This is a genomic window from Flavobacterium sp. CSZ, assembly GCF_015350725.1.
Taxonomy (GTDB): Bacteria; Bacteroidota; Bacteroidia; order Flavobacteriales; family Flavobacteriaceae; genus Flavobacterium.
In genome coordinates this window covers 16,052-41,338 of sequence record NZ_JADKPQ010000029.1, presented here as the reverse complement: position 1 = coordinate 41,338, position 25,287 = coordinate 16,052, and the positions used below count along the sequence as shown (strand labels likewise).

General features: G+C 33.5%; 20 protein-coding genes. 6 read left to right on the top strand and 14 right to left on the bottom strand.

The window, feature by feature from the left end:
- Positions 1–5: 5 nt before the first annotated feature.
- Positions 6–1,364 carry a HAMP domain-containing sensor histidine kinase gene (locus tag IRZ78_RS24095; RefSeq protein ID WP_194619776.1) on the bottom strand — a complete coding sequence of 453 codons (1,359 nt, stop codon included), beginning with the start codon at positions 1,362–1,364 and terminating at the stop codon, positions 6–8.
- 375 nt (positions 1,365–1,739) lie between these two features.
- Here IRZ78_RS24095 and IRZ78_RS24090 point away from each other — a divergent pair, with 375 nt between their 5' ends.
- Entirely contained in the window at positions 1,740–3,854 is a 2,115-nt protein-coding gene (locus IRZ78_RS24090) for an outer membrane beta-barrel family protein (protein ID WP_194619773.1), read from the top strand.
- Positions 3,855–3,911: 57 nt separating this feature from the next.
- On the opposite strand, the gene IRZ78_RS24085 is transcribed toward IRZ78_RS24090, so the two are convergent.
- A complete protein-coding gene (locus IRZ78_RS24085; protein ID WP_194619772.1) occupies positions 3,912–4,514 on the bottom strand; it encodes an RsmD family RNA methyltransferase in 603 nt (200 codons plus the stop codon).
- Positions 4,511–5,332 carry a DUF3822 family protein gene (locus IRZ78_RS24080; protein WP_194619770.1) on the bottom strand — a complete coding sequence of 274 codons (822 nt, stop codon included), beginning with the start codon at positions 5,330–5,332 and terminating at the stop codon, positions 4,511–4,513. Before IRZ78_RS24080 ends, IRZ78_RS24085 begins: the two co-directional genes overlap by 4 nt.
- A gap of 322 nt (positions 5,333–5,654) precedes the next feature.
- On the opposite strand from IRZ78_RS24080, the gene IRZ78_RS24075 reads away from it, so the two are divergent.
- Together IRZ78_RS24075 and ygiD are read left to right on the top strand one after the other, a co-directional pair.
- Entirely contained in the window at positions 5,655–7,079 is a 1,425-nt protein-coding gene (locus tag IRZ78_RS24075; RefSeq protein WP_194619768.1) for an AAA family ATPase, read from the top strand.
- 85 nt (positions 7,080–7,164) lie between these two features.
- Entirely contained in the window at positions 7,165–7,995 is an 831-nt protein-coding gene (gene ygiD, locus IRZ78_RS24070; protein WP_194619766.1) for a 4,5-DOPA dioxygenase extradiol, read from the top strand.
- Between the two features lie 104 nt (positions 7,996–8,099).
- Here the strand turns inward: ygiD and IRZ78_RS24065 are convergent, their stop codons facing one another.
- Positions 8,100–9,440, bottom strand: coding sequence for a PQQ-binding-like beta-propeller repeat protein (locus IRZ78_RS24065; protein WP_194619764.1), 1,341 nt, complete (start codon positions 9,438–9,440; stop codon positions 8,100–8,102).
- A gap of 114 nt (positions 9,441–9,554) precedes the next feature.
- Here IRZ78_RS24065 and IRZ78_RS24060 point away from each other — a divergent pair, with 114 nt between their 5' ends.
- Both IRZ78_RS24060 and kdsB read left to right on the top strand, forming a co-directional pair.
- Positions 9,555–10,025: a hypothetical protein gene (locus IRZ78_RS24060; RefSeq protein ID WP_194619763.1), complete on the top strand. Its 471-nt coding sequence runs from the start codon at positions 9,555–9,557 to the stop codon at positions 10,023–10,025.
- A 20-nt stretch (positions 10,026–10,045) separates the two neighbouring features.
- Positions 10,046–10,777 (top strand): 3-deoxy-manno-octulosonate cytidylyltransferase, encoded by a 732-nt coding sequence (kdsB, locus tag IRZ78_RS24055; RefSeq protein ID WP_194619761.1) that lies wholly within the window; start codon positions 10,046–10,048, stop codon positions 10,775–10,777.
- A gap of 328 nt (positions 10,778–11,105) precedes the next feature.
- On the opposite strand, the gene IRZ78_RS24050 is transcribed toward kdsB, so the two are convergent.
- From IRZ78_RS24050 to IRZ78_RS24020, 7 genes are all read right to left on the bottom strand, one after another.
- Positions 11,106–13,520: an alpha-ketoacid dehydrogenase subunit alpha/beta gene (locus IRZ78_RS24050; RefSeq protein ID WP_194619759.1), complete on the bottom strand. Its 2,415-nt coding sequence runs from the start codon at positions 13,518–13,520 to the stop codon at positions 11,106–11,108.
- Positions 13,521–13,707: 187 nt separating this feature from the next.
- On the bottom strand, positions 13,708–16,458 hold the full coding sequence (locus IRZ78_RS24045) for an aminopeptidase (protein ID WP_194619757.1): 2,751 nt from the start codon (positions 16,456–16,458) through the stop codon (positions 13,708–13,710).
- Positions 16,459–16,761: 303 nt separating this feature from the next.
- A complete protein-coding gene (locus tag IRZ78_RS24040; RefSeq protein WP_065448388.1) occupies positions 16,762–17,490 on the bottom strand; it encodes a TIGR00730 family Rossman fold protein in 729 nt (242 codons plus the stop codon).
- Between the two features lie 26 nt (positions 17,491–17,516).
- Positions 17,517–17,717, bottom strand: a complete 201-nt coding sequence (locus IRZ78_RS24035) for a hypothetical protein (RefSeq protein WP_194619754.1) — start codon at positions 17,715–17,717, stop codon at positions 17,517–17,519.
- A 357-nt stretch (positions 17,718–18,074) separates the two neighbouring features.
- On the bottom strand, positions 18,075–20,906 hold the full coding sequence (gene uvrA / locus IRZ78_RS24030) for an excinuclease ABC subunit UvrA (protein WP_194619753.1): 2,832 nt from the start codon (positions 20,904–20,906) through the stop codon (positions 18,075–18,077).
- A gap of 137 nt (positions 20,907–21,043) precedes the next feature.
- The gene (locus IRZ78_RS24025; RefSeq protein ID WP_173970598.1) at positions 21,044–21,298 is read right to left on the bottom strand and encodes a hypothetical protein; all 255 of its coding nucleotides are present in this window, start codon (positions 21,296–21,298) and stop codon (positions 21,044–21,046) included.
- A 65-nt stretch (positions 21,299–21,363) separates the two neighbouring features.
- Positions 21,364–21,579 carry a hypothetical protein gene (locus IRZ78_RS24020; RefSeq protein WP_194619751.1) on the bottom strand — a complete coding sequence of 72 codons (216 nt, stop codon included), beginning with the start codon at positions 21,577–21,579 and terminating at the stop codon, positions 21,364–21,366.
- Positions 21,580–21,704: 125 nt separating this feature from the next.
- Between IRZ78_RS24020 and IRZ78_RS24015 the strand changes: the two genes are divergently transcribed.
- On the top strand, positions 21,705–22,631 hold the full coding sequence (locus IRZ78_RS24015) for a WYL domain-containing protein (protein ID WP_194619749.1): 927 nt from the start codon (positions 21,705–21,707) through the stop codon (positions 22,629–22,631).
- A gap of 66 nt (positions 22,632–22,697) precedes the next feature.
- On the opposite strand, the gene IRZ78_RS24010 is transcribed toward IRZ78_RS24015, so the two are convergent.
- The 3 genes from IRZ78_RS24010 to IRZ78_RS24000 all read right to left on the bottom strand — a co-directional run bounded on the left by IRZ78_RS24010 (position 22,698) and on the right by IRZ78_RS24000 (position 25,239).
- Complete coding sequence (locus IRZ78_RS24010; protein WP_194619747.1) at positions 22,698–23,771, bottom strand: GTPase domain-containing protein; 1,074 nt, start codon at positions 23,769–23,771, stop codon at positions 22,698–22,700.
- A complete protein-coding gene (locus tag IRZ78_RS24005; protein WP_194619745.1) occupies positions 23,771–24,901 on the bottom strand; it encodes a GTPase in 1,131 nt (376 codons plus the stop codon). Before IRZ78_RS24005 ends, IRZ78_RS24010 begins: the two co-directional genes overlap by 1 nt.
- Positions 24,902–24,987: 86 nt before the next feature.
- Complete coding sequence (locus IRZ78_RS24000) at positions 24,988–25,239, bottom strand: hypothetical protein (RefSeq protein WP_194619736.1); 252 nt, start codon at positions 25,237–25,239, stop codon at positions 24,988–24,990.
- Between the last annotated feature and the right edge of the window lie 48 nt (positions 25,240–25,287).

Genomic DNA, 25,287 nt, shown 5'->3' with positions numbered 1-25,287 from the left:
TAATATTAAACTTTTAATAAAATAGTAAACTGAGCCCCTTTTCCTAAATCGCTCACAACGCTAACAGAGCCCTGATGCGCTTTTATAATCTGATCGACATAATACAATCCTAAACCTAAGCCTTTTGTATTATGAAGATTTCCCTGTTCTACGCGATAGAATTTTTCAAACAGAAGTGATTGTTTATTCTTTTCGATTCCAATTCCGTCATCTTCAATACTAATAGAAAATTGATTTTGGATCATTCTTGTTTTTATCGTAATCTTATTTGAACCATATTTTACAGCATTTTCCAGGACATTTAACAAAGCGGTTGTCAGATGAAATTTATCTAAAGCTAAAATGGTTTTGTGTGTTTTAAAATCAGTTTGAAGATTGATTTTTGGGAATGTAATTTTAAAATCATGTATAATGGAAAGTAGAAAATCTTCTGTTTCTATTTTTTCTTTTTGCAATTCGATTCCGTTTTCAGCTAAAGAATTTGCCATAACCTGATCGATCAAATTTTGTAAACGATTGTTCTGGCGCGAAATAGTATCGACAATTGCATTAAAATTTTCTTCATTATCCCTGATATCCTTTCGTTCTAATATTTTGGTCGAAATGCCCAAAGTTGTCAAAGGCGTTTTGAGTTCGTGTGTAATATTATTAATAAAATCGGTTTTGATCTCGTTTACTTTTTTCTGTTTGATCAAAGCTCGTATAGCAATGACAAAAAGTGTTATCAGGGTTGCTATAGAAAGAAGAGACAGAATTAAAACGAAAGTCATTCGTCTTAAAATAATCATTTCCCAGTCGAGTACCGAGATGTACATCGAATCTTCGGTTAGTAATTTGTAATCCTGACTGGCATAGGTTCCGTTTGTTGTTCCAACATAATTTCTAACGAGAAATGCATGATTTAATGACGCTAGATTGCCATATAATTTGTTTCGAATAAAAGGTTTTTCAGAGAAAATAGTATCTGCTTTTTTTGCATTTTGGTACAGCACAAATTTATTCAGAACAATAGCAAAATCTATTTTAAGGTTGGGTAAATCTCTTTCGAACTTGCGCTGAATTTTTTGGGTCAATACATCCCGATATTCATTTGTAAGGATATAATTTTTAACATCGCTTTTGGTATTTTTTCCGTGAATATAATTTTCAGATAATTGTTTGTAAAGTGCCTCTTTCTTAGCCACAAGTACCGAATCTATATCGCTATAATTATTAGAGATTTGAGCAATTGCATTCTTGATTTCAGTATGAAACTGCGCCACTTTATAATCATAAGTCGTTTTTACCAAATAGCATTGTACCGTTGATAAAACGATTAAGGCGATGACAGAAAAAGCGATTAATAAATTGATTCTTTGTTTCATTTGATGTTTAAAATTATGGCACGCGAATCGCACGGATTAAACTGGTTTACACAGATTTTATTTTGTTTTTTCACGCAGATTTAAAATGATTTTAGCAGATTAAAATTTAATCTCCCTAATTTGCAAAATCTGCGGGAGACTATAGCTCTTATGACGCTGAGCAAACGGATTTACACAGATATGTTTTATCAAATCGTTAAAAAATAAACCTGAGTGAACCAGTTTAACCCGTAAAACCTGTGGGCTATTCCCATTTCAAAATTAATGCTTTTATGATACAATGAGCACATTAACTCCCCATTAACCTTCAATTAACCTATGGAACGTTTTTTTAGAAGCATTTTTGCAGGATTACAACTTTAAACCCAACCAAAAATGAACCCTTCCTTGCCCTTAAAACTTTTCGTGCTTTTGTTTTTTTTCCTGCTTTCGTTATTTGGATATGCGCAAAATGAAACTCCAAAAGACAGTATTTCGAATAAACTTAATGAAGTTGCCGTCTCTCAAAATAAAAAAACGTTTACCAATACAAACGGAAATATAAAAGTAGATGTTGCCAATTCTATTTATAATTCGATTCCGAATACGGTTGATTTAGTAGCAAAATTGCCAACTGTTCAGCTGAGTTCTGATAAGGAAAGTATTTCGGTTATTGGCCGCGGAAATCCTTTAATCTACATTGATAATCAAAAGGTAGGGATGAACGATCTGAATGCTTTGGCTGTGGCTGATATTAAAACCATTGAAATCATTCAGAATCCATCTTCTAAATACGAGGCCGAAGGTCGTTCTGTAATTTTGATTACCAGAAGATTTAGTAAAAAAGATGGTTTTAGAACAGAGATTTATGAGGTGGCTTCTTTCAAGAAAAAGTACAACAATTATATGGGGTTCAATACCAGTTTTAAAAAGAATAAAATCGAATGGAAAGCCAACTTGAATTACAATCAGCTACAGCCGTGGGAAAATCACAGTATAGATTATCAAATTCCCGATGCTGAAATTGCTTCTAAATATGATGTTAGTGCTTACTCTAAAAAAAGGCAATTTGTTTTTGGAGGCAGTCTGTTTTACAAAATAAACGAAGATGATTATTTTTCGTTTAGTGTAAGTAGTAAACTTCAAAAAGACATTTTTCCCATCAATACTATAACGGATAATAAGAATAAGGACCTGGGAAATCAAGTTGTGACCTATAGTGATAATGATAATAAAAAGAATTTTATAAACTCGTTTCTAAATTATTCTAAAAAGATAAAAACTATCGATACACAGGTTTTTACAGGTTTGCAATATTCTAATTTTGATCAGAAATCCTGGAGTAACGTTGAAAATAATTATAACAATACGCAGTTTGAGAAGGCGCAGCTTCGGGATCAAAAATTTGAAGTAAATGTGTTTTTAGGAAAAATTGATGTTGAGAAGAAGTTTAAAAACGAAATGAAATTTGAAATAGGAGGATTGTATGCTTCTGCAGATTCAAAATCAGACTCGGATATATTTGATTACGGAAATAGCAAAAATCAAATAAGTCATTATGATTTTAAAGAGCAAAATCTGGCGGGCTACAGTCAGCTTTCCGGAAAGATTAAAAAAGTCGATTTCTCGGTTGGCGTTAGAGTCGAGAATACCAATGTAGACGGGAAATTCAAAACCGATCTAACGCCTTTAATCAATAAAAACTATACTATTTTTTTTCCGAAAGTGCAATTTTCAGTCGCCATAGACAGCACCAAAAATATTAGTATCAATTATGCAAAGAGTATTTCGAGACCCAATTATTCGTCTTTAAGTCAGGGAACAACTTATATAAATCCATATTTTTTATATGCTAGAAATATTAATCTGGATCCAACGATTGTCAACGAAATTTCGTCAACATTTCAGTATCACGACAAATCGGTTAAGCTAACCTATTATCAAAATACAGATCCGGTTTATAATAGTTTTTTTTATGATAAAGAATTGAATATCATGACTTTTAAGGACGTGAATTTTGAGAAAGAATCTGCGTTGATTCTCGATTTCGAAGTGCCTTTTACGTATAAATTCTGGACGATAACCAATTCTTTGGTTTTAGTTTCAGAGAAGATAGAAGATGCTTCTGCAGTATTTTTGTCATCAAAACCGTATGCATATTATTATTCAAACAACGAATTTAAATTTCCTAAAGGATATACGGCAGTTTTTAGTTTTAGAGGAGTTACGAAACAAAATAAGGGAGTTTTTGAAAGAAACTCAAGAGGAATTGTCGATATGGCAGTTTCGAAAATTTTTTTTCAAAACTGGAATTGCAGCCTGAATTTTAATAATGTGTTTAAAAAGATCAATGAAGAAGAAATTTTTACAATCAACAAGATCAACTCAAAAGCAATATATTGGATTGATGATCGTGAAATTTCAATTTCGATAAAGTATTCTTTTGGGAAAGGGAAGGAAACTGAATTTAAAGGGAAAGGTATGGAGGAAAACTCAGGCCGCGTGAATTAAAACAAAAGGTCCCCTGAAATTCAAGGGACCTTTTATGTATTAAAAACAAAATGAAAATTAACCTTCGTCGTCTTCTGTAGCTTTATTCAATTTAATGGTTAGTTCTTCCTCATCATCGGTTGAATGTAATTCGAAGAAACTAAAAAACGAACCTCCGTAACTTTTCTGAAAAGAGAAGTTACTTAAGTGTTCCATTTTGGTATATTTAGAATGCTCGATAATCATCATTCCGTCTTCGTTTAATAGTTCTCTTTCGAAAACCGTAAGAACAATTTTTTCAAACGCCGCCTGATCTAATCCGTAGGGAGGATCAGCAAAAATAATATCGTAAGAGGTTTTGCAATTGTCTAAAAATTTATACACATCGCTTTTAGTTGCAGCGATATCAAAATCGTATTCTGATGAAACTTGTTTGATGAATTTTACGCATCCGAAATCACCATCAACAGATGTTATTGGAGCACTTCCGCGTGAAGCAAATTCGTAACTAATGTTTCCTGTTCCGGCAAATAAATCCAAAATCTTTAAGCCTTCAAAACTAAAATGGTTATTCAAAACATTAAATAATGCTTCTTTACTCATGTCAGTGGTAGGTCTTACAGGAAGGTTTTTTGGCGGAAAAATGCGTCGTCCTTTGTATTTTCCTGAAATGATTCTCATGATTGAAATAAGATATAATGTTTTTGATTTTGTGCAGTTGAAAAGCTGTTTTTTTCTTGTAATGTGCTTACATCCAAGAACGAAATATGGCGAACGTACTTGTAAGCAATAGCATAATACGGATCGTTTTGATGTATGGTGCCTAATAATTCAAGCGGGAAACTTTCCGGATTTAAACTCAATTGCTCGGCTGTAAAAAGAATATAATACAGAAAATCTTCCGGAGTCTGATATTCAAACGAATTGAATAATAACAATTTCTGATTTTGAACCACGATAACTTCAAAATGATTGGCATTGAAATTGACCACCATTTTTTTCTGGTCGTTGTTCTTAGAACTTTCAAGAATTTTCTCGACCAAAATACTATTGACATGTTTGTAATCAAACGAACCAACTGTATCAATCAAAAAGTTATTGATATTGATGTAGGGAATATAAACCGAATGCATCTCGTAATTTGAAATTTGATCGAAAGTAAAAAAGTCGGTTTCAAAAACCTTTGTGTTGTATTGTAAATAGCTTCCTAAGAAATTTTCGTCAAACAAAGCGGTGGGTACAAAAGTCGAAAGATTGTTGTTGTGAATAACTAAAATCTCGTCGTAAGTCTCTTTTAGTTCCGGATATTTTTTAAAAGCGGCGCTGTATAATTCCTCAATTTTTGATGGTTTTTGTGTAGCATCAAAATTGATTTCGTTAAAAGCTGTAATTGTATTATTTAGAGTATCAAAACAACAAAATGAAAATCCGTTCAGTGAAACCTGAATAGAAAGCTTTTTGTAATTTTTAGAAGTGATATTAGTATTTTGCAATGACATATTGATTTACAATTCGTTACCTGTTTTACAAGAAAGAATTTTAGGCGATTACAAACTTACAAATTAAAAAGGAACAATTACAAATGCAATTTCGAAAAACAGTTTTAATTGGATTTTAAAGTACGGTTAAATTTTCTTTACCATATAAGGGATTTAAGTTCATAATTAATTAAGGGCAATAGAAGTAAAACTTAAATTCCTTTGCATTACTTATATGGTTTAAAAACGTTACAATTGTTGGAATTGAGATTAAAATTGATTTTTTAAATTGACATTGAAATTGATATTTAAAAGCCCGTACTTTGTAGTTCAATTTTTCCCTATGAATTCATCACTTTTTTACGGCGTTTTACAAAAACGATTTCCTTTTGCGCCCACTTATAAACAGGATATTTTTTTTCAAAAAATCGCTATTTTCCTAACCGATACACATAACGATACAATTTTTGTATTGAAAGGATATGCAGGAACCGGAAAAACAACTGTCATTTCGACAATCGTAAACAATCTGGGAGACATTAATAAAAAGTTTGTTTTGCTGGCGCCAACAGGTCGCGCGGCAAAAGTTATTGCCAATTATTCGAATACGCCTGCATTTACGATTCATAAAAAAATATATTTTCCTAAAAAATCTGCTGGTGGCGGCGTGGCTTTTACCAAGCAGGTAAACAAACATAAAAACACCATTTTTATCGTCGATGAGGCTTCGATGATTTCAGACAGCAATTCTGATTCGAAATTGTACGATAACGGATCGCTTCTGGACGATTTGATTCAATATGTATATTCCGGAACCAATTGTAAAATGATTCTTTTGGGAGATACGGCCCAGTTGCCACCGGTAAATTTAGATATAAGTCCTGCCCTTGATGTACAAACTCTTGCCGTGCATTATGATAAAGAAATTGAACATATCGAACTCGACGAAGTAATGCGTCAGGAAGAAAGTTCTGGGATTCTGTACAATGCAACTGAATTGAGAGAATTACTGAAAGATACTTTTATCACCGAGTTTAAATTTGATGTAAAGAGGTTTAAGGATATTATTCGTCTTACCGATGGGTATGATATTCAAGATGCTATAAACTCGGCGTACAGCAATTACAGCATTGAGGATACGGCTTTTATTGTTCGTTCGAATAAACGGGCGAATCAATACAACGAACAAATAAGAACGAGGATTTTATTTAAGGAAAGCGAACTTTCGGTTGGTGATTTCCTGATGGTGGTAAAGAATAATTATTTCTGGCTCAAAGAAACTGATGAAGCGGGATTTATTGCCAACGGAGATATTATCGAGGTTTTAGAACTCTTCGGAATCAAGGAATTATACGGTTTCAATTTTGCCAAAGTAAAAATCAGAATGGTCGATTATCCGGATCAGAAACCTTTTGAAACGGTATTGTTATTAGATACTATAAAAAGTGAATCGCCATCATTAACCTACGAAGAATCAAATCGTTTGTATGAAGAGGTGATGAAAGATTATGAAAGCGAAACCACAAAATACAAGAAGTTCCAAAAGGTAAAAGAAAACGAATATTTCAATGGCTTACAGGTAAAATTCTCCTACGCCATTACATGTCACAAATCGCAAGGTGGACAATGGAATACTGTTTTTATAGAACAACCTTACCTGGCCAACGGAATTGATCGTGATTACATCAGATGGCTTTACACGGCTATGACGCGTGCCAAAAATAAATTATATTTGATAGGATTTAAAGACGAGAGTTTTGAGGAATAAGCACGAATTTCACGAATTAGCACGAATTTTTTAAGATTTGAATTAGTGTAAATTAGTGAAATTAGTGTTTGAAAATAATTTTACAATGACAACACTAAACGACTTACATTCGATTTCGTCTACGTTTTCGAATACAGATAAAATGCCGGTTTTGTTTTTAGGACACGGCAGTCCAATGAATGCAATCGAAGAAAATCAGTTTGTGGTGGGTTTTCGCAATCTGGCCAAAACATTGCCGCAGCCCAATGCAATCTTATGTATTTCGGCACATTGGTTTACTAACGGAACTAAAGTTACTTCGATGCAGATGCCAAGAACGATTCATGATTTTGGAGGTTTTCCGCAAGCACTTTTTGATGTGCAATATCCAGCGAAAGGAAGCCCTGAACTGGCCGCAGAAACTAAAAAAATATTAGAACCCGTTCATGTGGATTTAGATGAACATTGGGGTTTGGATCACGGTGCGTGGAGTGTAATTAAACATTTATATCCTCAGGCGAATGTTCCGGTGATTCAGTTGAGTATTGATTATACCAAGTCAGGACAATATCATTTTGAGCTGGCTCAGAAACTTCAATCCTTGCGCCATAAAGGCGTTTTGATTATAGGAAGCGGGAATATTGTTCATAATCTGCGTCTGGTTGATTTCAGGAATTTTGATAAAGACAATTACGGTTACGATTGGGCAATTGAAGCGCGAGAAACGATCAATAATTATTTATTAGATGGAAATTTTCAGCCGTTAATAGATTTCGAAAAAATGAACAAAGCGATTCAATTGGCAATTCCAACACCGGATCATTATTTGCCTTTGTTGTATACTTTAGGTTTAAAAGAAAAATCAGAAGAATTGAGTTTATTCAACGATAAGTTATTGGCTGGTTCTCTAAGTATGACGTCAGTCAAAATTATATAAAACACTCAGTGAATCTTTGTGAAAATCTTTGTGTTTCTCTGTGGTAAAATTATAGCACAAAGCTGCACAAAGATTTTCACAAAGGCCACAAAGGAAAAACGTTTTTATTTCTCTTTTTCTAAATTATAAGCATATAGATAACCATCGGCGCTTCCAAAATAAATCGTGTTATTACTGATAAATGGCGAGGAAACAATGGATCCTAATTGATAAAATTTATCCATTACTTTTTTATTGTTATCATAAAAGGATAGATCTTCATTTTGACCTGCATATCCAAAATCTAAAAGATCATTTCTTAGAGTAGAAGAAGCAAAATGTTTGCGATTATCGTTACTTATAAAGTTAGATTTTTTCCCGTTAGAAAGTAAATCCAAGCTAAAGAAATTACCTGTAAAATCTCCAAAATAGATTGTGTTTCCAGCTATTGCCGGAGAGGAATACACATAGCCGTTTACTTTGAATCGGTATTTTTCTTCACCAGTTTTGGCATCTAAAGCCAGTAAAGCATAAGGGTCTGAAGTTCCTACATAAACCGCATTATCTTTTATAACGGCCGAACTCAAGATCCAGGAATTCTCTGCATTATATTTCCAGATTTGTTTTCCGGTTTGGGCATCTAAGGCAAAAAAGAAAGGCTCTCTGGCGCCAAAGTAAACTTTACTGTCTAAGACCGCAACGGATGATTGTATTCCTTTAAAACCCATTTGTGTTCCTGTTGCAAAATGCCAGATTTCTTTTCCGGATTCGATGTTTAAAGCGTATAGTGTAGCGTCCCAACCGCCAATATAAATTTTGCCTTTATCAATTACCGGAGTTCCGTGAATAGGCCCGTTGGTTTTGAATTTCCATTTTAAAGTTCCTGTTTTAGCATCTGCCGAATAAACGTTTGCATCACTGCTTCCGAATAAAACCAGAGAAGTTTTGCCATTCGTATAAACAACAGGCGATGAAAGATAAAAATCCCATAAATCTTCCATGTATTGTGTCTGGGGTTTCATTCCCCACATACCAATTTCGCCGAGCCAGTGTTCTCCGCCAGTTTTAAATTTCCAAAGCAGTTTTGCGTTTTGCGTATTTACAGCGTAATAATTTCCGTCAAAACTCCCGAAATAAATAGTGTTTTCAAAGATACTTGGGCTGCTGTGAATCGCGCCATTGGTTTTGAATTTCCATTTTAAGTTTCCCGATTTTTCTTCAATGGCATATAGAAAACCATCTTCACTGCCTATATAAACAATACCGTTTTTTGCGATTGGGGAGGAAAAAATCTTGCCTTCGGTTTTAAATTTCCATTTTATATTGCTAAGTGGCTGATATCCTTTTCCGTCAAAAATACGATTTGAAAATGCATTTAATGTGGGAGTATTTTTGTTTTGGCTTAAAGCCGAATGAATAAAAAGTAAAAAGAAATAGAGTGGAAGGGAAGCTAAAAATCTTTTCATAGTTTTTTATTTTAAAAATAAATCTTTTCTAAGGTATTAATATTGAATTATTTGAGAAATATGTTAGGAATATATTTTTAATACCTGATTGTGAATAGGTATATTTGTTTGAGCATGGAATTATCAGCTAAAGAAATTAAAACATATCAATCATCTAAAAAAGTTGTTTTGGGTCCGCTAATTATTGGTGGAATATTTGTAGCAATTATTCTATTGATAATGGGGGAAATAGAAATGATTCCTGTTTTGCTTGTAGTGCTGGTATTGATGGGACTTGGGCTTTTGATTGTAAAAGGTTCTCTTAAAATTATAATAGATTCTAAGGAGGAACTTTTGATTTTAGAAAAAACCAGCTGGCTTGGAAAAATTGAATTCAAAGAGGTTTTATTATTGAATGAAAATCAATTTTCGATTATGGAAGACACACTTCCCCGATCTGGAAAATATTATCTTATTTTGATCACAAATAATGAGACTAGAAAGGAAAGAAACTATGTGGCTGAAGGATTTACCCGAGAGACGCTAGAGTTAATAAAAAACGATATTAAAATTATACAGACAAAAAGTTTAGTTTTTGCTGAGTAAAAAAATTAAAAGATTATAAAATGAAAATAATAGCTGTAATTCCGGCGCGATACGCCTCAACTCGTTTTCCCGCTAAATTAATGCAGGATCTGGGAGGGAAAACTGTAATTCTAAGAACTTATGAAGCAACGGTGGCGACAAAGTTGTTTGATGACGTATTTGTAGTAACTGACTCTGATTTGATATTTGACGAGATTGTTTCACATGGTGGTAAAGCAATTATGAGTATCAAAGAACACGAATCAGGTAGCGATCGTATTGCTGAAGCTATATTTAGCCTTGATGTTGACGTTGTAGTAAATGTGCAAGGTGACGAGCCTTTTACAGAAGCAGGTCCTTTAGGACAGGTTTTATCGGTATTTAAAGATGATGAAGATCGTAAAGTTGATTTGGCTTCGCTAATGCGTGAAATTACAGATGAAGATGAGATCAATAACCCAAATAATGTCAAAGTGGTTGTAGATCAGTCACAGTTTGCATTGTATTTTTCCCGTTCTGTAATTCCGTATCCCAGAGATAAGGATGTAGGAGTTCGTTATTTTCAGCATATCGGGATTTATGCTTTTAGAAAGCAGGCTTTGTTAGATTTTTATAGTTTACCAATGAAGTCTTTAGAAGCTTCTGAGAAGTTAGAACAGTTACGTTATTTAGAATTTGGAAAACGTATTAAAATGGTGGAGACGACTCATGTTGGTATTGGGATCGATACAGCGGAGGATTTAGAAAAGGCTCGCGCTATTTTGAAAGTATAGATTGCGTGATGGCGCACGGATGACACGTATTCGTTATAGTTAAACCGCGGATTTATGCGGGCTTTTTATGCCCATTTTTGTTAGACTGAGCGAGGTCGAAGCCCACGTTGCAATTGGCGCGGTTTCTACTTCGTGCAGGATGACAGAAGAGATGTTAATTCTATAATTGTCGTATAGAAACGATTGCTCTGGCGGGAAATAGCTCCTGAAGAAAAATCAAAGTACAAATATGAAATTCTAAATTCCAAGTTTGATACAAATGGCAAAAATGAGGATTTAAAAAAGCTCCAATCATTTGGAGCTTTTTCAAATATGTAAATGTCTAAATTTATTGATATAAACTTGGATATTTAGAAGGATTAACTTCATTCATCATGGTGTATACTTTCTCGAAAATATCTTCGGCAGAAGGTTTAGAGAAATAATCACCATCAGTTCCGTAAGCTGGTCTGTGTGCTTTTGCAGCTAGGGTTTGCGGTTTGCTGTCTAAATGAATGTAAGCATCTTGTTCCTCGAGAATTTGTTGCAGGATGAAAGCTGAAGCTCCACCAGGAACATCTTCGTCGATTACTAAAAGACGGTTTGTTTTGGCGATACTTTTTACAATATCTTTATTGATATCAAAGGGAAGTAGTGACTGAATATCAATAACTTCGCAATCAATACCTAATTCTAATAATTCGTTTGCAGCTTGCTCTACTAATCTTAAAGTAGATCCGTAAGAAACTAAAGTAATATCTGAACCTTCTTTTAGGGTTTCAACTACACCAATTGGGGTTTTGAATTCACCAAAATTCAAAGGTGTTTTTTCTTTTAAGCGATAACCATTCAAACATTCGATTACTAAAGCCGGTTCGTCAGTTTCTAAAAGAGCGTTGTAGAAACCTGCTGCTTGTGTCATGTTTCTTGGTACCAGAACGTGAATACCACGAACGGCATTGATAATCATGCCCATTGGTGAGCCAGAATGCCAGATACCTTCAAGACGGTGCCCGCGGGTTCTGATAATTAATGGTGCTTTTTGTTTACCAACGGTTCTGTATTGTAAGGTCGCCAAATCATCGCTCATGATTTGAATTGCGTATAATAAATAATCTAAATACTGAATTTCGGCAATAGGACGTAAGCCTCTTAAAGCCATACCAATTCCTTGTCCGATAATAGTGGCTTCACGAATACCAACATCGGCAACACGAAGTTCTCCATATTTTTCCTGCATTCCTTCAAGACCTTGGTTTACGTCACCAATATTTCCTACGTCTTCACCAAAAATTAGTGTTTGAGGATATTTGGTAAACAAGGCGTCAAAGTTATCACGAAGAATCATTCGGCCATCCAGGTCGGCTTTTGCATTGTCAGCGTATTGAGGAAGTACTTTTTCTACTGAAAAAACATTTTTATCTGAATCTGAATGCAAATGGCTGCTGAATCTAGGCTGCGTAATTGCGATATAATTGGTGATCCAGTCAGACAATAAAACTTTGCTGTTTGGAATCTCTATGAAACGCAATATTTTTCTGGCGATTACCAGCATTTCCTTTTTTAGAGGGGATTTTATAGCGCTTAACTCTGAAATATATTTTTGAATTTTATCTTTATGGTTGATGCTGGCAGCAGAAATTTGCTCCAATAAAGCCATAAGATTTTTTTGATCTTCGATAATTGGGTTGATGAAAGAATTCCAGGCTTCTTTTTTAGCTTCCAGAACTTCTTTTTTCAATTCGGCATCAATTTCGGCCAGTTCTTCAGGCGATGCAATATTGATGGCAATCATCCATAAACGCATCTGACGAATACAATCGAAATCTCTTTCCCAAGCCAGTCTGTCAGCGTTTTTGTAACGTTCGTGAGAACCCGAAGTCGAGTGACCTTGCGGTTGAGTTAATTCGTTTACGTGTATTAAAACCGGAACGTGTTGCTCGCGGGCAACAGCTGCGGCTCTTTCGTAAGTCGAAACCAACTCTGCATAATCCCAACCTTTTACTCTGAAAATTTCGTACCCATTTGCCTCTTCGTCGCGTTGGTATCCTTTTAGAATTTCAGAGATATTTTCTTTGGTAGTTTGGTGTTTGGCATGAACAGAGATTCCGTATTCATCATCCCAAACGCTCATTACCATTGGTACTTGTAAAACTCCTGCAGCATTTATGGTTTCAAAAAAGAGACCTTCTGAGGTACTTGCGTTTCCTATGGTTCCCCAGGCAATTTCGTTTCCGTTTACAGAGAATTTGTCTTTGGTTTTGATTCCCTCAACGTTTCTGTAAATTTTAGATGCCTGTGCCAATCCCAATAATCTTGGCATTTGTCCGGCTGTAGGCGATATATCTGCGCTTGAATTTTTTTGTTTTGTTAAGTCTCTCCAGGATCCGTCTTCGTTTAAACTGTGCGTTACAAAGTGTCCGCCCATTTGTCTTCCGGCCGACATTGGATCAAAATTTAAATCAGTATGACCGTATAAACCTGCGAAAAATTGTTTTGGAGTCAGTTCTCCAATAGCCATCATAAAAGTCTGGTCGCGATAGTATCCCGAACGGAAATCTCCGTTTTGAAAAGATTTTGCCATAGCAAGCTGTGGTACTTCTTTTCCGTCACCAAATATCCCGAATTTGGCTTTTCCTGTCAATACTTCTTTACGACCTAAAAGGCTACATTCGCGGCTGGTTACTGCTATTCTGTAGTCATTCAATACCTCAGTTTTGAAATCTTCAAATGTTAATGTAGTATTGTTTTTTTCTTTTATCATAATCTTGAGGGGTCATGTTAGACTGCGAAATTACTTAAAAACAATCAATAATCATAATTCTTTAAAATAAATATAATTTAATTATTTGTATTTAAAATCAAAAAACTACGTATATTTTTTAAGTTATTTTTACAATAAAATGTAATTTAATGATAATATCGCATGTTTTTCTTTAAAATTTATTCAATTAAAACCATTTTCTAGTAAAAAGATTGACTAATGTTTTTGGCGATAGTGTGATCACAAATCGTATTTTTTCGTTGTATTTATTTTGAGAAATTTCCCACCCGTTATTCGAATAAACAGGAAAGTAAAGCTCAAAATAATCTGGAACCAGATTTAATCTGATACCACTATCGTAGATAAAATTCTCACTCAGATGCTTGCTTTTCATAAAACCAACATCGCCATAAACCTCAATCCAGTTCCAGATCGAATAACTGGCGTTTAATGTTGTCATCCATTGATTGGCGTAGGCTGGCGCTATTTTTGACTTAAAACCACCTTCGGCCATAACATATTGCTGACTAAAAAATCCGGTACTTTCTGATCGTCCGTAAAAATTATAATCGAACATATAATCGGTTGGACGGTCTAAACCAAAACTAAAATAATCTGAATTTGTTGTGTTGTATAAAAAACTTCCGGCGTACAATCTTAAATTCAGTTTATGGTTATTTTCGAATAGTCGTCGATATTCTACTTCTCCAGCAATTTTGCCGAAGTTTCCGCCAAACTGAACATCGGTCATAAAACTAAAATGATCGATTAATTCGGTTTTAGTATTCGAATAACGCGCATTGAAAACAGAATAATTGGGTTTAGAATTATCGGTTATATACTGACTTGCTTCACGATTTACAATGACTTGTCGAAACATAATAAGTTGTTTTCGATTGTCTCTAAAATTCTCTTCGCGAATTCTAAACTGAACCATAGGATTCAATCTCAAATAAGTGGCATCAGGGGCGTAATGAAAATAATTCTGACTCACAGAATATCTCACATTATAAAGCGTGCTGTTTCTGTAATATTGATTATACACAAAGGCTGACGAACCTGAAATTGTTCCGGCCTTTATAGAATAGGCGGGATTAATATCAAAAGTAAAAGGTTTGTCCAGAATGGTTTTATTATGAAAACGAACCCCCGGTGTAAAACCATCATACAAATTATAAGTAAGAGTAGGGATGTATAAGATCTGGTTGTAATACGGATCTTCTAAGTCTTTGGCAAAATTAAATTTGACAGGACGATTGGTTATAACCAAACTTTTCAGCGATTTCCAGTTGTTTCTCTGGTTGTATTCAGGAACTTCATTATCGTAGTTTAAAACAATTTTGTCGGCATTTTTACGATCTAATTCATAAATAGAATCCGTGTTTTTAGGTTCGATCCATTTTTTAAAAACGACTTCATTTTTCTTAAGTCCGTAAACCGGGATCGGGACGAAATTGTTGGTTTTGTTCTTGATCTGAAACTGAACGCTGTCTTTTGTTCGCGAAACATTCGAAAACTTATAATCGATAATATCTCTCGAATCTATAATAGTATTAAAAAACCAATCGATGTTTTTATGACTGTTTTTAGTCAGGATTTTTTCGAAATTGTAACGATTGGTCTGCTCTGTTTTATTCAGTTTATAAAATTCCTGTACACTTTCAGGAACAATATCTTGATTCAGATAATCATCTAAATAACTCAGGCTTAATCCTGCGCGATATTTACTGGCAATTTGTTCGTTGAATTTTATCAGAGTATTCTTTGGGTCTCCAAGCGGCTGATCAAGATTTTTCCTGGCCATCAGCATATAATAATAACTGTATTGCTCGTTGAAAGTAAGATTGGTAATGTTATAGCTCTTAAAGAGTTTCATTTTAGAAAGTCGCCCAAGCATCTTTTGGTCCAAATGGTTTTCCTCCATGTATTTCATCATGGTATAAATCTGGATTCCATCATAAACCCAATTGTCTTTTCGCGGATCTAGTTTTAAACTATTCTTTAAATAATTATTCAGATAGGTTTTTAAAAAGGTAATTTCAAAGATAAAATCATCAGAAAACGGGCTTATAAATGAGGGTAATTGATTCAATCCATAAAATGGATTACGATCATAATCTACCTGAGAAACAGTGATTTTTTCGTGCGGATATTTCCCTATAAAAGCGCTGGCAAAATTTACAACCCTATTTATAATAATGGCTTTCTGAATTTCGCTTAGTTTTTTATTTTTAAGATTCGTAAGTACTTCCAGAGAACCATTGTCATAGCTTATAAAATTATTTTGCTTTTCGATAAAAAAATTAAAGTCGGTTCTGTTGGCTCCGGTAAAAAAATAAGTAATAAAAGACGAACTCGTTTGTTCTTTCGAAACCAAATTCAGATCTGTAGTAATCGAATACTGATTCGGAATCTTGACGTTGACCTGATAGTTGGTACTCGCGTTGGCAATATCGTCTAAATTGTAATTGTTAGATTTCGTAAAACGATGATTTTCAAATCGCGCCGGGCTTAGGAACCAGTTTTTTAGGTTCATTCCGCCATTTTGATCAAAACCATAACGAGTAAATTTATCACTCGGAATTTTAGCAATGTAAACCAGATGCAAATCTATTTTCTCACCGGGATATAATTTTCGGTTCAGTTTTACAACTACAAAATCAGGATTTTTTTCGGTTCTTTCCCATTCAAGGGCCATATTATCTGAATCGGTCAAATTCAAAATGGTAGTATTTCCTCTTTCTGCAGCTTTCGCTAAATGAAAACCGCGATAAAACTCATCAGAAAATCTTTTGGCCAATGGCGTATTTTTCCCTGAAAATGCATTATTCCAATCGTTTAAAACAATCGAAATCAAAGAATCGTTAGAGGTGTTATAATACGTAATATCCTGTCTTACATTCACTGTTTTAAGCTCGAGATTAACCGCCACCTCCATCTTAGATTGATGTTGCGCGTATTGTTTTATCGAACTAAATAAAACTAAAATAAAAAATAAGATTTTATAATATGGATTCAAGGATGGCTTAAAGATTAAGGGATATACTTAAAGTTACGAGCATAAACAGTTTTTGGTTTTATGTAAAAATAGCATAAAAAAAGCTGTTTTAAAAAACAGCTTTCATTTTTTGTAAGATTTAATGTAATTTAATCATATTGCAGATGTAACTTCATATTATTTTAAGTGTTACAAAACGTTAACTTAAATTACCTTAAATCACTTATATGGTGAAAAAAAATATTAGAAATTAGGACTTAAATCGTATTTCTTATAGAATTTATCTAATACATCAACAACTTCATCTTCAGTGTCAACGATCTTAAATAAGTTCAAATCTTCTGGGCTTACGGTATGCATTTTTTCTACCAAAACTGTTTTTACCCATTCGATCAATCCTGACCAGAATTCAACACCAACTAATATAATTGGAAATTTCCCGATTTTCTTAGTCTGAATCAAAGTAATCGCTTCAAACATTTCGTCAAGAGTTCCAAAACCACCTGGCATTACCACAAAACCTTGCGAATATTTTACGAACATTACTTTTCTCACAAAGAAATAATCGAAATTCAGGTTTTTATCATGGTCGATATACGGGTTGAAATGTTGTTCAAAAGGCAATTCGATGTTTAAACCAACTGAAATTCCGCCTCCTAAATGCGCACCTTTATTACCAGCTTCCATGATTCCGGGACCACCTCCTGTGATTACGCCGTAACCAGCTTTACTGATTTTGTAAGCAATTTTTTCTGCCAATAAATAGTATTTATCGTCCGGTTTTGTTCTCGCCGAACCAAAAATAGATACACACGGACCAATACGTCCCATGCTTTCGTAGCCGTTTACAAACTCGGCCATGATTTTAAAAATCGCCCAGCTGTCATTTGTTCTAATTTCATTCCACGTTTTTTGTTTCAAACGGTCCTGAATTACTTTGTCCTCATCATTATCAAAATCTTCTAATCTCATTTTAGGTATTTTAATTATTTATATTTTTATTTAAGTTGTGTCTTTTTTTTAATTATCATTCTCGGCGTAGTCATATTGTCACACTGAGCGTAGTCGAAGTGAGGAGCTATTTCCTGCGGTCCGCTATATTCCTGATAAACAAAAACTACGGCTAAAAAGCCTTGTTTTTCTAAATCGGGAGATGCCGCTCCCATCATGGCTAGCGCACCAGTTTTCAATTGAAACATTGTTTTTAGCCCATAAAAAATTGCCAAAATCAAAAACTTTGACAAAAAGGGCGTACTAAATTACTGCTTTTTTCGAGAATTGTTACAGAAATCGGGGTTTATTAATTTAAATGTAACATTTCTGTACGAATGTTTTTGGTTGGTTATTCATTATCAATAAGTTGGTAGATTGAATAATGATTTCGATATTTCTCAATATTAAACGGATGATTTTAATTCATTTTACCAATCCGTAACCAGAATCTTGAAGAACGAGGTATCTCCACAAGTAGCTCTACAATTTAGGGAAAAATACTTTGCGTTAGTTTCTTGCGGAGATCCCTCGTTCTTTGAAAAGGTATTAATACGAAAATTGCTCTATTCCAATTCCTTTTTCAAAAACTTCGCCGTATAGCTTTTTTTATTTTTAGCCACTTCTTCCGGAGTTCCTTTGGCGATCAATTGTCCGCCGCCTTTTCCTCCTTCAGGACCAATATCAATGATATAGTCGGCAAGTTTTATAACGTCCATATTATGTTCGATAACCAGAATCGTATTTCCTTTATCGACTAATTTATTGATCACATCCATTAAAACACGAATGTCTTCAAAATGCAATCCTGTTGTAGGTTCATCAAGGATATAAAAAGTATTTCCGGTATCTTTTTTAGACAATTCTCCCGCTAGTTTAATACGCTGGGCTTCACCACCTGAAAGTGTTGTGCTTTGCTGACCAAGCGTAATATATCCTAAACCAACATCCTGAATGGTTTTTACTTTTCTGTAAATCTTTGGAATGTTCTCAAAGAAAGGAACAGCTTCATCAACAGTCATATTTAACACATCCGAAATTGATTTTCCTTTATATCGAATCTCCAGTGTTTCTCTATTAAAACGTTTTCCCTGACAGGTTTCGCATTCTACGTAAACATCCGGTAGAAAGTTCATTTCGATAGTTCTAACTCCTGAACCTTCACAGGTTTCACAACGTCCGCCTTTTACGTTAAAACTAAAACGACCTGCTTTGTAACCACGAATCATACTTTCAGAAGTCATCGTAAATAAGTTTCTGATCTCTGTAAAAACCTCGGTATAAGTTGCAGGATTCGAACGTGGTGTTCGTCCAATCGGACTTTGGTCAATATCAATTACTTTGTCTATATGTTCTAATCCTTCAATTTTTTTGTAAGGCTGTGGTTTTTTTACACCATTAAAATAATAGGCATTCAAAATAGGATAAAGCGTCTCGTTAATCAAGGTCGATTTTCCACTTCCTGAAACGCCTGTAACACAAATCAATTGTCCTAAAGGCAATTCGATTGAAACATTTTTCAAGTTGTTTCCTGTGGCTCCGGTTAATTTTAAGAACTTTCCGTTTCCTTTACGACGTTCTTTCGGAATCTCCAATTTCATTTTACCGTTCAAATATTGAGCGGTAATGGTATTCGATTTCAAAGTTTCTGCAGGAGTTCCAATACTGATGATTTCTCCTCCGTATTTACCTGCTTTTGGGCCAATATCAATTACATAATCAGCGCGTTCGATCATGTCTTTATCGTGTTCTACCACAATAACCGAGTTCCCGATATCACGTAATTGTTCCAGTGAATGAATTAGTTTTTCATTGTCTCTTTGGTGTAAACCAATACTTGGCTCATCGAGAATATATAAAACACCAACCAACTGCGAACCAATTTGTGTGGCTAGACGAATACGCTGTGCTTCACCACCCGAAAGTGATTTTGAACTTCGGCTTAAAGCCAAATAGTTCAAGCCGACGTTCATCAAGAAGTTTAAACGATCTTTGATTTCTTTAACAACTTCTGATGCAATCAAAAGTTGTTTGTCGGATAAATGCTTGTTTAAATCCTGAAACCAGATGGTCAAATCAGAGATGTCCATATCGCACAATTCAACGATATTTTTTCCATTGATTTTAAAGAACAAGGCTTCTTTTTTCAAACGTGAACCATCACAAACCGGACAATTTACTTCGTCCATGAAATCTTTTGCCCAACGTTTTATGGTGGTCGAAGAAGTTTCATCAAACTGATTTTTGATGAAATGTGAGATTCCTTCAAAATCTATTTTATAATCACGTGTTACTCCTAAATCTTTAGAGTTAATAACAAATTTATCTTTTCCCCCATGCAAAATCATGGTGATGGCTTCTTCCGGAATCTTCTCAATCGGGTCCGTTATTTTGAAACTGAATTTTTCTCCAATAACTTCCAGTTGCTTAAAAATCCATGATGATTTGTATTCGCCAAGCGGAGCAAAACCTCCTGCTTTAATCGATAATTTAGGATTTGGAATAATTTTTTTAACATTGATTTCATGAACCGTTCCCAATCCGTTACAATGCGGACAAGCTCCTTTTGGAGAGTTGAACGAAAATAAATTAGGCTCAGGATTTTGATACGAAATTCCGGTTGTAGGACACATCAAGTTTCTACTGAAATAACGTACTTCACTGGTATCCTGATCTAAAATCATGAGTACATTTTCGCCATGATGCATGGCAGTATTGATACTTTCTGATAATCGTTTTTGATTGTCTTCAGTATCTTCAATCAACATTCTGTCAACTACAATCTCGATATCATGGGTTTTATAACGATCGAGTTTCATTCCTGAAACTAAATCCTGCACTTCGCCATTGACACGAACTTTGAGGAATCCTTGTTTGGTGATTTGCTGGAATAATTCGGCATAATGACCTTTTCTGGCTCTAATAATCGGAGCAAGAATATTGATGCGTTTTCCTTTAAAATCCTGAATAATCAAATCTTTGATCTGCTCATCAGAATACGAAACCATTTTCTCACCAGTGTTGTAACTATAAGCGTCAGCACCACGAGCGTAAAGAAGTCGCAGGAAATCGTATATTTCTGTAATCGTCCCGACGGTCGAACGTGGGCTTTTACTGGTTGTTTTTTGTTCAATCGCAATTACGGGCGAAAGTCCATCTATTTTATCAACATCAGGACGTTCTAAACCGCCAAGAAACTGTCTGGCATAGGCCGAAAAAGTTTCTACATAACGACGTTGTCCCTCGGCATAGATAGTATCAAATGCCAAAGAGGATTTTCCCGAACCTGATAAACCGGTAATAACCACCAGTTTTTCACGCGGAATAGAAATGTCTATATTTTTTAGATTATGAACTCTTGCACCAAGAACTTCAATAGTATTGTCTTTTTCTAACATAATTTTGAGCAAAACGCAAAGTTACCACTTTGATTTGTTCTTTTTGTGCTCGATAGCAAAACTTTATGTTACAAATAGTAACAAAATAACGCTAGTGTGAACTAGCGTTATTTGTTTATTATTCCGGATTTTGAATTTTATTCCATTCCCAATCCTAAAGTTTGTAAAATTCCAACAATCCATACTATAGGCTTCCAAAGCACTATAAAACCTATTACTGATAAAATAGAGAAAGCTGACCAGAACCAAAATCCACCGTCATGTGTAAAAATGGGAAACCACTCATTGAGTAACATATAAATTCCAACTGGAATTGCAGCTAAAACAAATAAAATCCAAACGATGCATTTTATAATAAAAACAATAAAATTTAATAATAATTGAAATAACATAATCTTGTAGTTGTTGTGACTTTCGTCAGATTAAAAATCATTTTTTTTAGAAAGGAATAAGTAGATTAACTTTTAGAATCAGATGGAAATTTTTCATCATCTAAAGCGATTAGTAGTCCTGTAACTAATAATGACAGGCCTACACCAATAATGCCTCCTGTTTGTTGGTTCTTGTTTAAATGATTTGCGATTGCAATTCCTGCGGCACTTCCTGAAGTTACGATAGCACTTAAATTAGCAAAGTCCATTTTTGTGTTTTGCTTTTTGAAAAGATTTTTCATGATACTTGTTTTAAATTCGAATACGAAATTATAATCCGAAACTGTCAATTGCTGTCAGTGTAAAATAAAATTAAAAACAATGCAGACTGACAGTGTTTGTCAGCTTGGTTTTTTATTTTTGGAGTATGAAAAATAAAGAAAAGCCGAATTTGAATAACTCTCAAGTTTATCAAACCAAACAATTAGTAGAAATTCTGAAGAAGTCTCCTTTTGAGAGTATGGGAAATTTAATTAATTATATCAGCCCTAACAGAGAGAATAAAATAAGTGAGCGTACTTTTCATAGAATAAAAGCAACTTTAAGAGATGATTATGGTATTATAGTTAAATATTCGAGAGCTAATGAGGGATTTTATTTAGATGAAGAAAAATCGATTAATATTGAATCGTTTTTAAGTCATATGGAAATTCTGGCTACCGGTGAACAGATTTCCCATAATCTAAATGGTAATAATAATTCGTTATCATTTATTGAATTTGAAAATAGATCTGCAATAGAGGTAATTCCTAATTTTAAATCTGTTTTGGATGCAATACAGCAAAATTTTCCCATTAGTTTTATACATAACAGTTTTTATTATTATAAAGAAATAAAAGAGCAGGAATATACTTTAAATCCTTATTATTTAAAACAATATCAAAATCGTTGGTACGTGGTGGGTGAAACTGAAAAGGGCTATCGTACATTTGGTTTAGACAGAATAAAAAATATTGAAACAGGGACTAAAAAATTCAAATCGAAAATAAATGAAGCTAAGGAAAAATTTTCTCATGTTGTAGGTCTTAATACTATGGATCATAAATTACAAACTATAAAACTCTCATTTCACATCTCTCAAAAACTATATGTAGAATCCTTGCCTTTGCACAATTCTCAAAAGCAAATTAATTTAGATAATCATAAATCGTTTGATATTTCATTAAATATTCACCCTAATTTTGAGTTTAACCAGCAAATTTTAAAATATGGCTGCATGGTTAAGGTTTTAGAACCAAAATGGCTGGCGGATAAAATTAAGGAGGAATTGAGAAAGGGGTTTGAGAATTATTAGATTAAAGAAAAGGTTCAACTTATAATTAAGTTGAACCTTTTTTTTAATCTACATGAGAAATCAAAGTTAATAATGATAATATTCTTTTATACGGTTTTCTATTTTTTCTAATAAATCTTTTCTAGAAATCCCTCTATTTCTTATATACGCCATAGCAATAAGACCAACAGGGCCTAATAGAAGGCTGTACAAATATCCTTTAGGTCCCATTGCAAAAAATGAATGCGAATTTATATAGTCTCCTAAATTATCATTTTTGAAATATTTTTTTTCTGAAAAAGTTTTAGTTGTTGTTAATCCATAAAAGATAGACTCAAATTGTTCAGTGTAGAATTGATTAGCGTCTTTTATCAATTGCTGTATTTTTTCATTAGTTTCTCTATCATAGTTTTCAATTAGTACTTGAGTTCTTTCCAAGATAGTTTTTACTGTGCTTTCATTAATATTACCAATCCAGTTGAAAGATATACTGTAGCTGTCTATTATCTTAGAAACTTTTGGCTTCAAAGCCATTAATGACTCAGTAGATCTGTTTCTTATGATTTTGCTTTTAATTAATGCAAAACGACTCTTAAAAGATTTTGTACTATTAAAAATTATGGTTTGAATTAAATTATCATTTCCGTATTTTTCAGAAATCTTTTTATTTGTACCCAAACCAAACTCTTTTCTGACGCTGCAAATTTCAATTACTTGGTCTGTCATGAATTCTTTTTTAACGGCTTCGTAAAAAGATTTATCTTTATCTAAATCTGATTTTGTAATAACAATAATAGGATTTAAATGCTCAGATTTAATTCTTCGAAATATATTCTTTTCAAAATCTTCAATTCTTTTTCCTTCGGCAGAAAGACAAAAAATTACGGTATGAATCCATTCTTTAAAATTTGGTGATTTTTTATCTTCAAGAAAATGATTAAGATCTCTTAACCATAAATCGGTTTTACCTGCTTCAATCCCCCAGGAATCATAAATATTAACTTTTTTGCCATTAATTAAATCACTAAAATAATGAAAACCAGGTTTTGTTACTGGCTTGCCACTACCTGTCTCGGATAAGTCTTTATTAAATAAATAGTTAAGAAGGGAGCTTTTTCCAACGCCCGATTTACCAATTATAGCTAAATTAAATCCTTCCATTATTTACTATATTTCTTTTTAAACTCTTCTCCAAATTGATTTTTAAATAATTCTGAAAAATTAGATAATGAAGAAGCGACTTTTTCTATATCTCCTTTTAAATATTCGATGGTAATTTTTCTTAATAATATGTTTAATGCTGTACCCATTGAAAATGTAATGGTACCTGCGACTAAAGCATTTATGATTCCGCCAACCACAGTTCCAATGCCTGGAATAAACTTAAAGACAGAACCTACTACTGATTTTGCTAAATTGCTAACAACTAATCCAGCGCCAGTAGATGCCATAAAACTGTCAATATTTAGTTCAGATAAATTATATAATTTTATAATTCTCGTGATCATGCCTATCTGACTTGCAATCAATATTGGAGCATCTGAAAATGGTATTGGAGAAAATCCTACAGAAGAATTACCAAGTGTGTGCTGATTAATAATAGATTTTGCTTGATTAAACTTGGCTTCATAATTTAATATTTGTGATGCTGTAAAGGCATATTTAAGTCCTTCTGGTAATTTTTCAATTGACCAATTAATTAAATTTATAGGGCTTAAGCTTTCATCTTCATCTTCAGTTGAACTTACAAAAAACGGAGATTTTTCCTTATTTTTAAAAGCATCATTAAAAGTTAGTTTTGGAAACAATCTTTTTACCATATTGTCCATCGCTTCTTCGTTGGCGATATCTGACTTTGTAAAAACTACTGCTATTGGTAATCCAAAACTTTGCAACTTATTCAAAAGATTAACGTCATAATCTGTAATTCTTTCAGAACTGGCAGATATTAGATGCCAAATAAGATGTATTTGATTTTTTTCTGGACCTTTTTTTCTGTTTTCAACTTCATTAATTATTTTTTCTTCAAAAAATTTATTTTTGTCATCACCTAGTTCAAAACCTTCAGTATCTAATAATACAACATCATTATGATTATAGGTATTTATACCTCTTGTTTCTGGCTTAACATTGCTTACTTTTGAAATTTCCTCTCCAAATATTTTATTAATCAAAGAACTTTTCCCTACACCAGTGCCACCAATAATTAATATATTGGGTTTGTCAATTTCTTTTTCTAATTTTGAATATTCTGAATTGAATTTTTCATTTAATTCTTTTTCTGAAAACATACTATTTTATTTTTAGTTATTATAATTTTCTCCCGACAAATCTACTTTTTCAAACTGCCAATTTCTGTCAGTGATAAATTATTAATTTATAAAGTTGGCGCATGTTTCCCTTTACCACTTCCGTTTGGATGTCTCGAGCAGGAATTTCCAGTTAAACTTGATATTGAAGAAGATGAAGTACCACAGTATTTACAGCTGTATTTTTGTTTTTCAGATCCCTCGTAAAGTTTGTGTTTTCCTTTTCCTGATCCAAGTGGATGACGAGAGCATGAATTTCCGGTTAAACTTGATATACTTGAGCTCTTTGTTCCGCAATACTCGCAATAAAAATTAGGCATAGTAAAAATTTAGTTTTGTTAGTTTTCAAAAATAAATGATCACTCCTT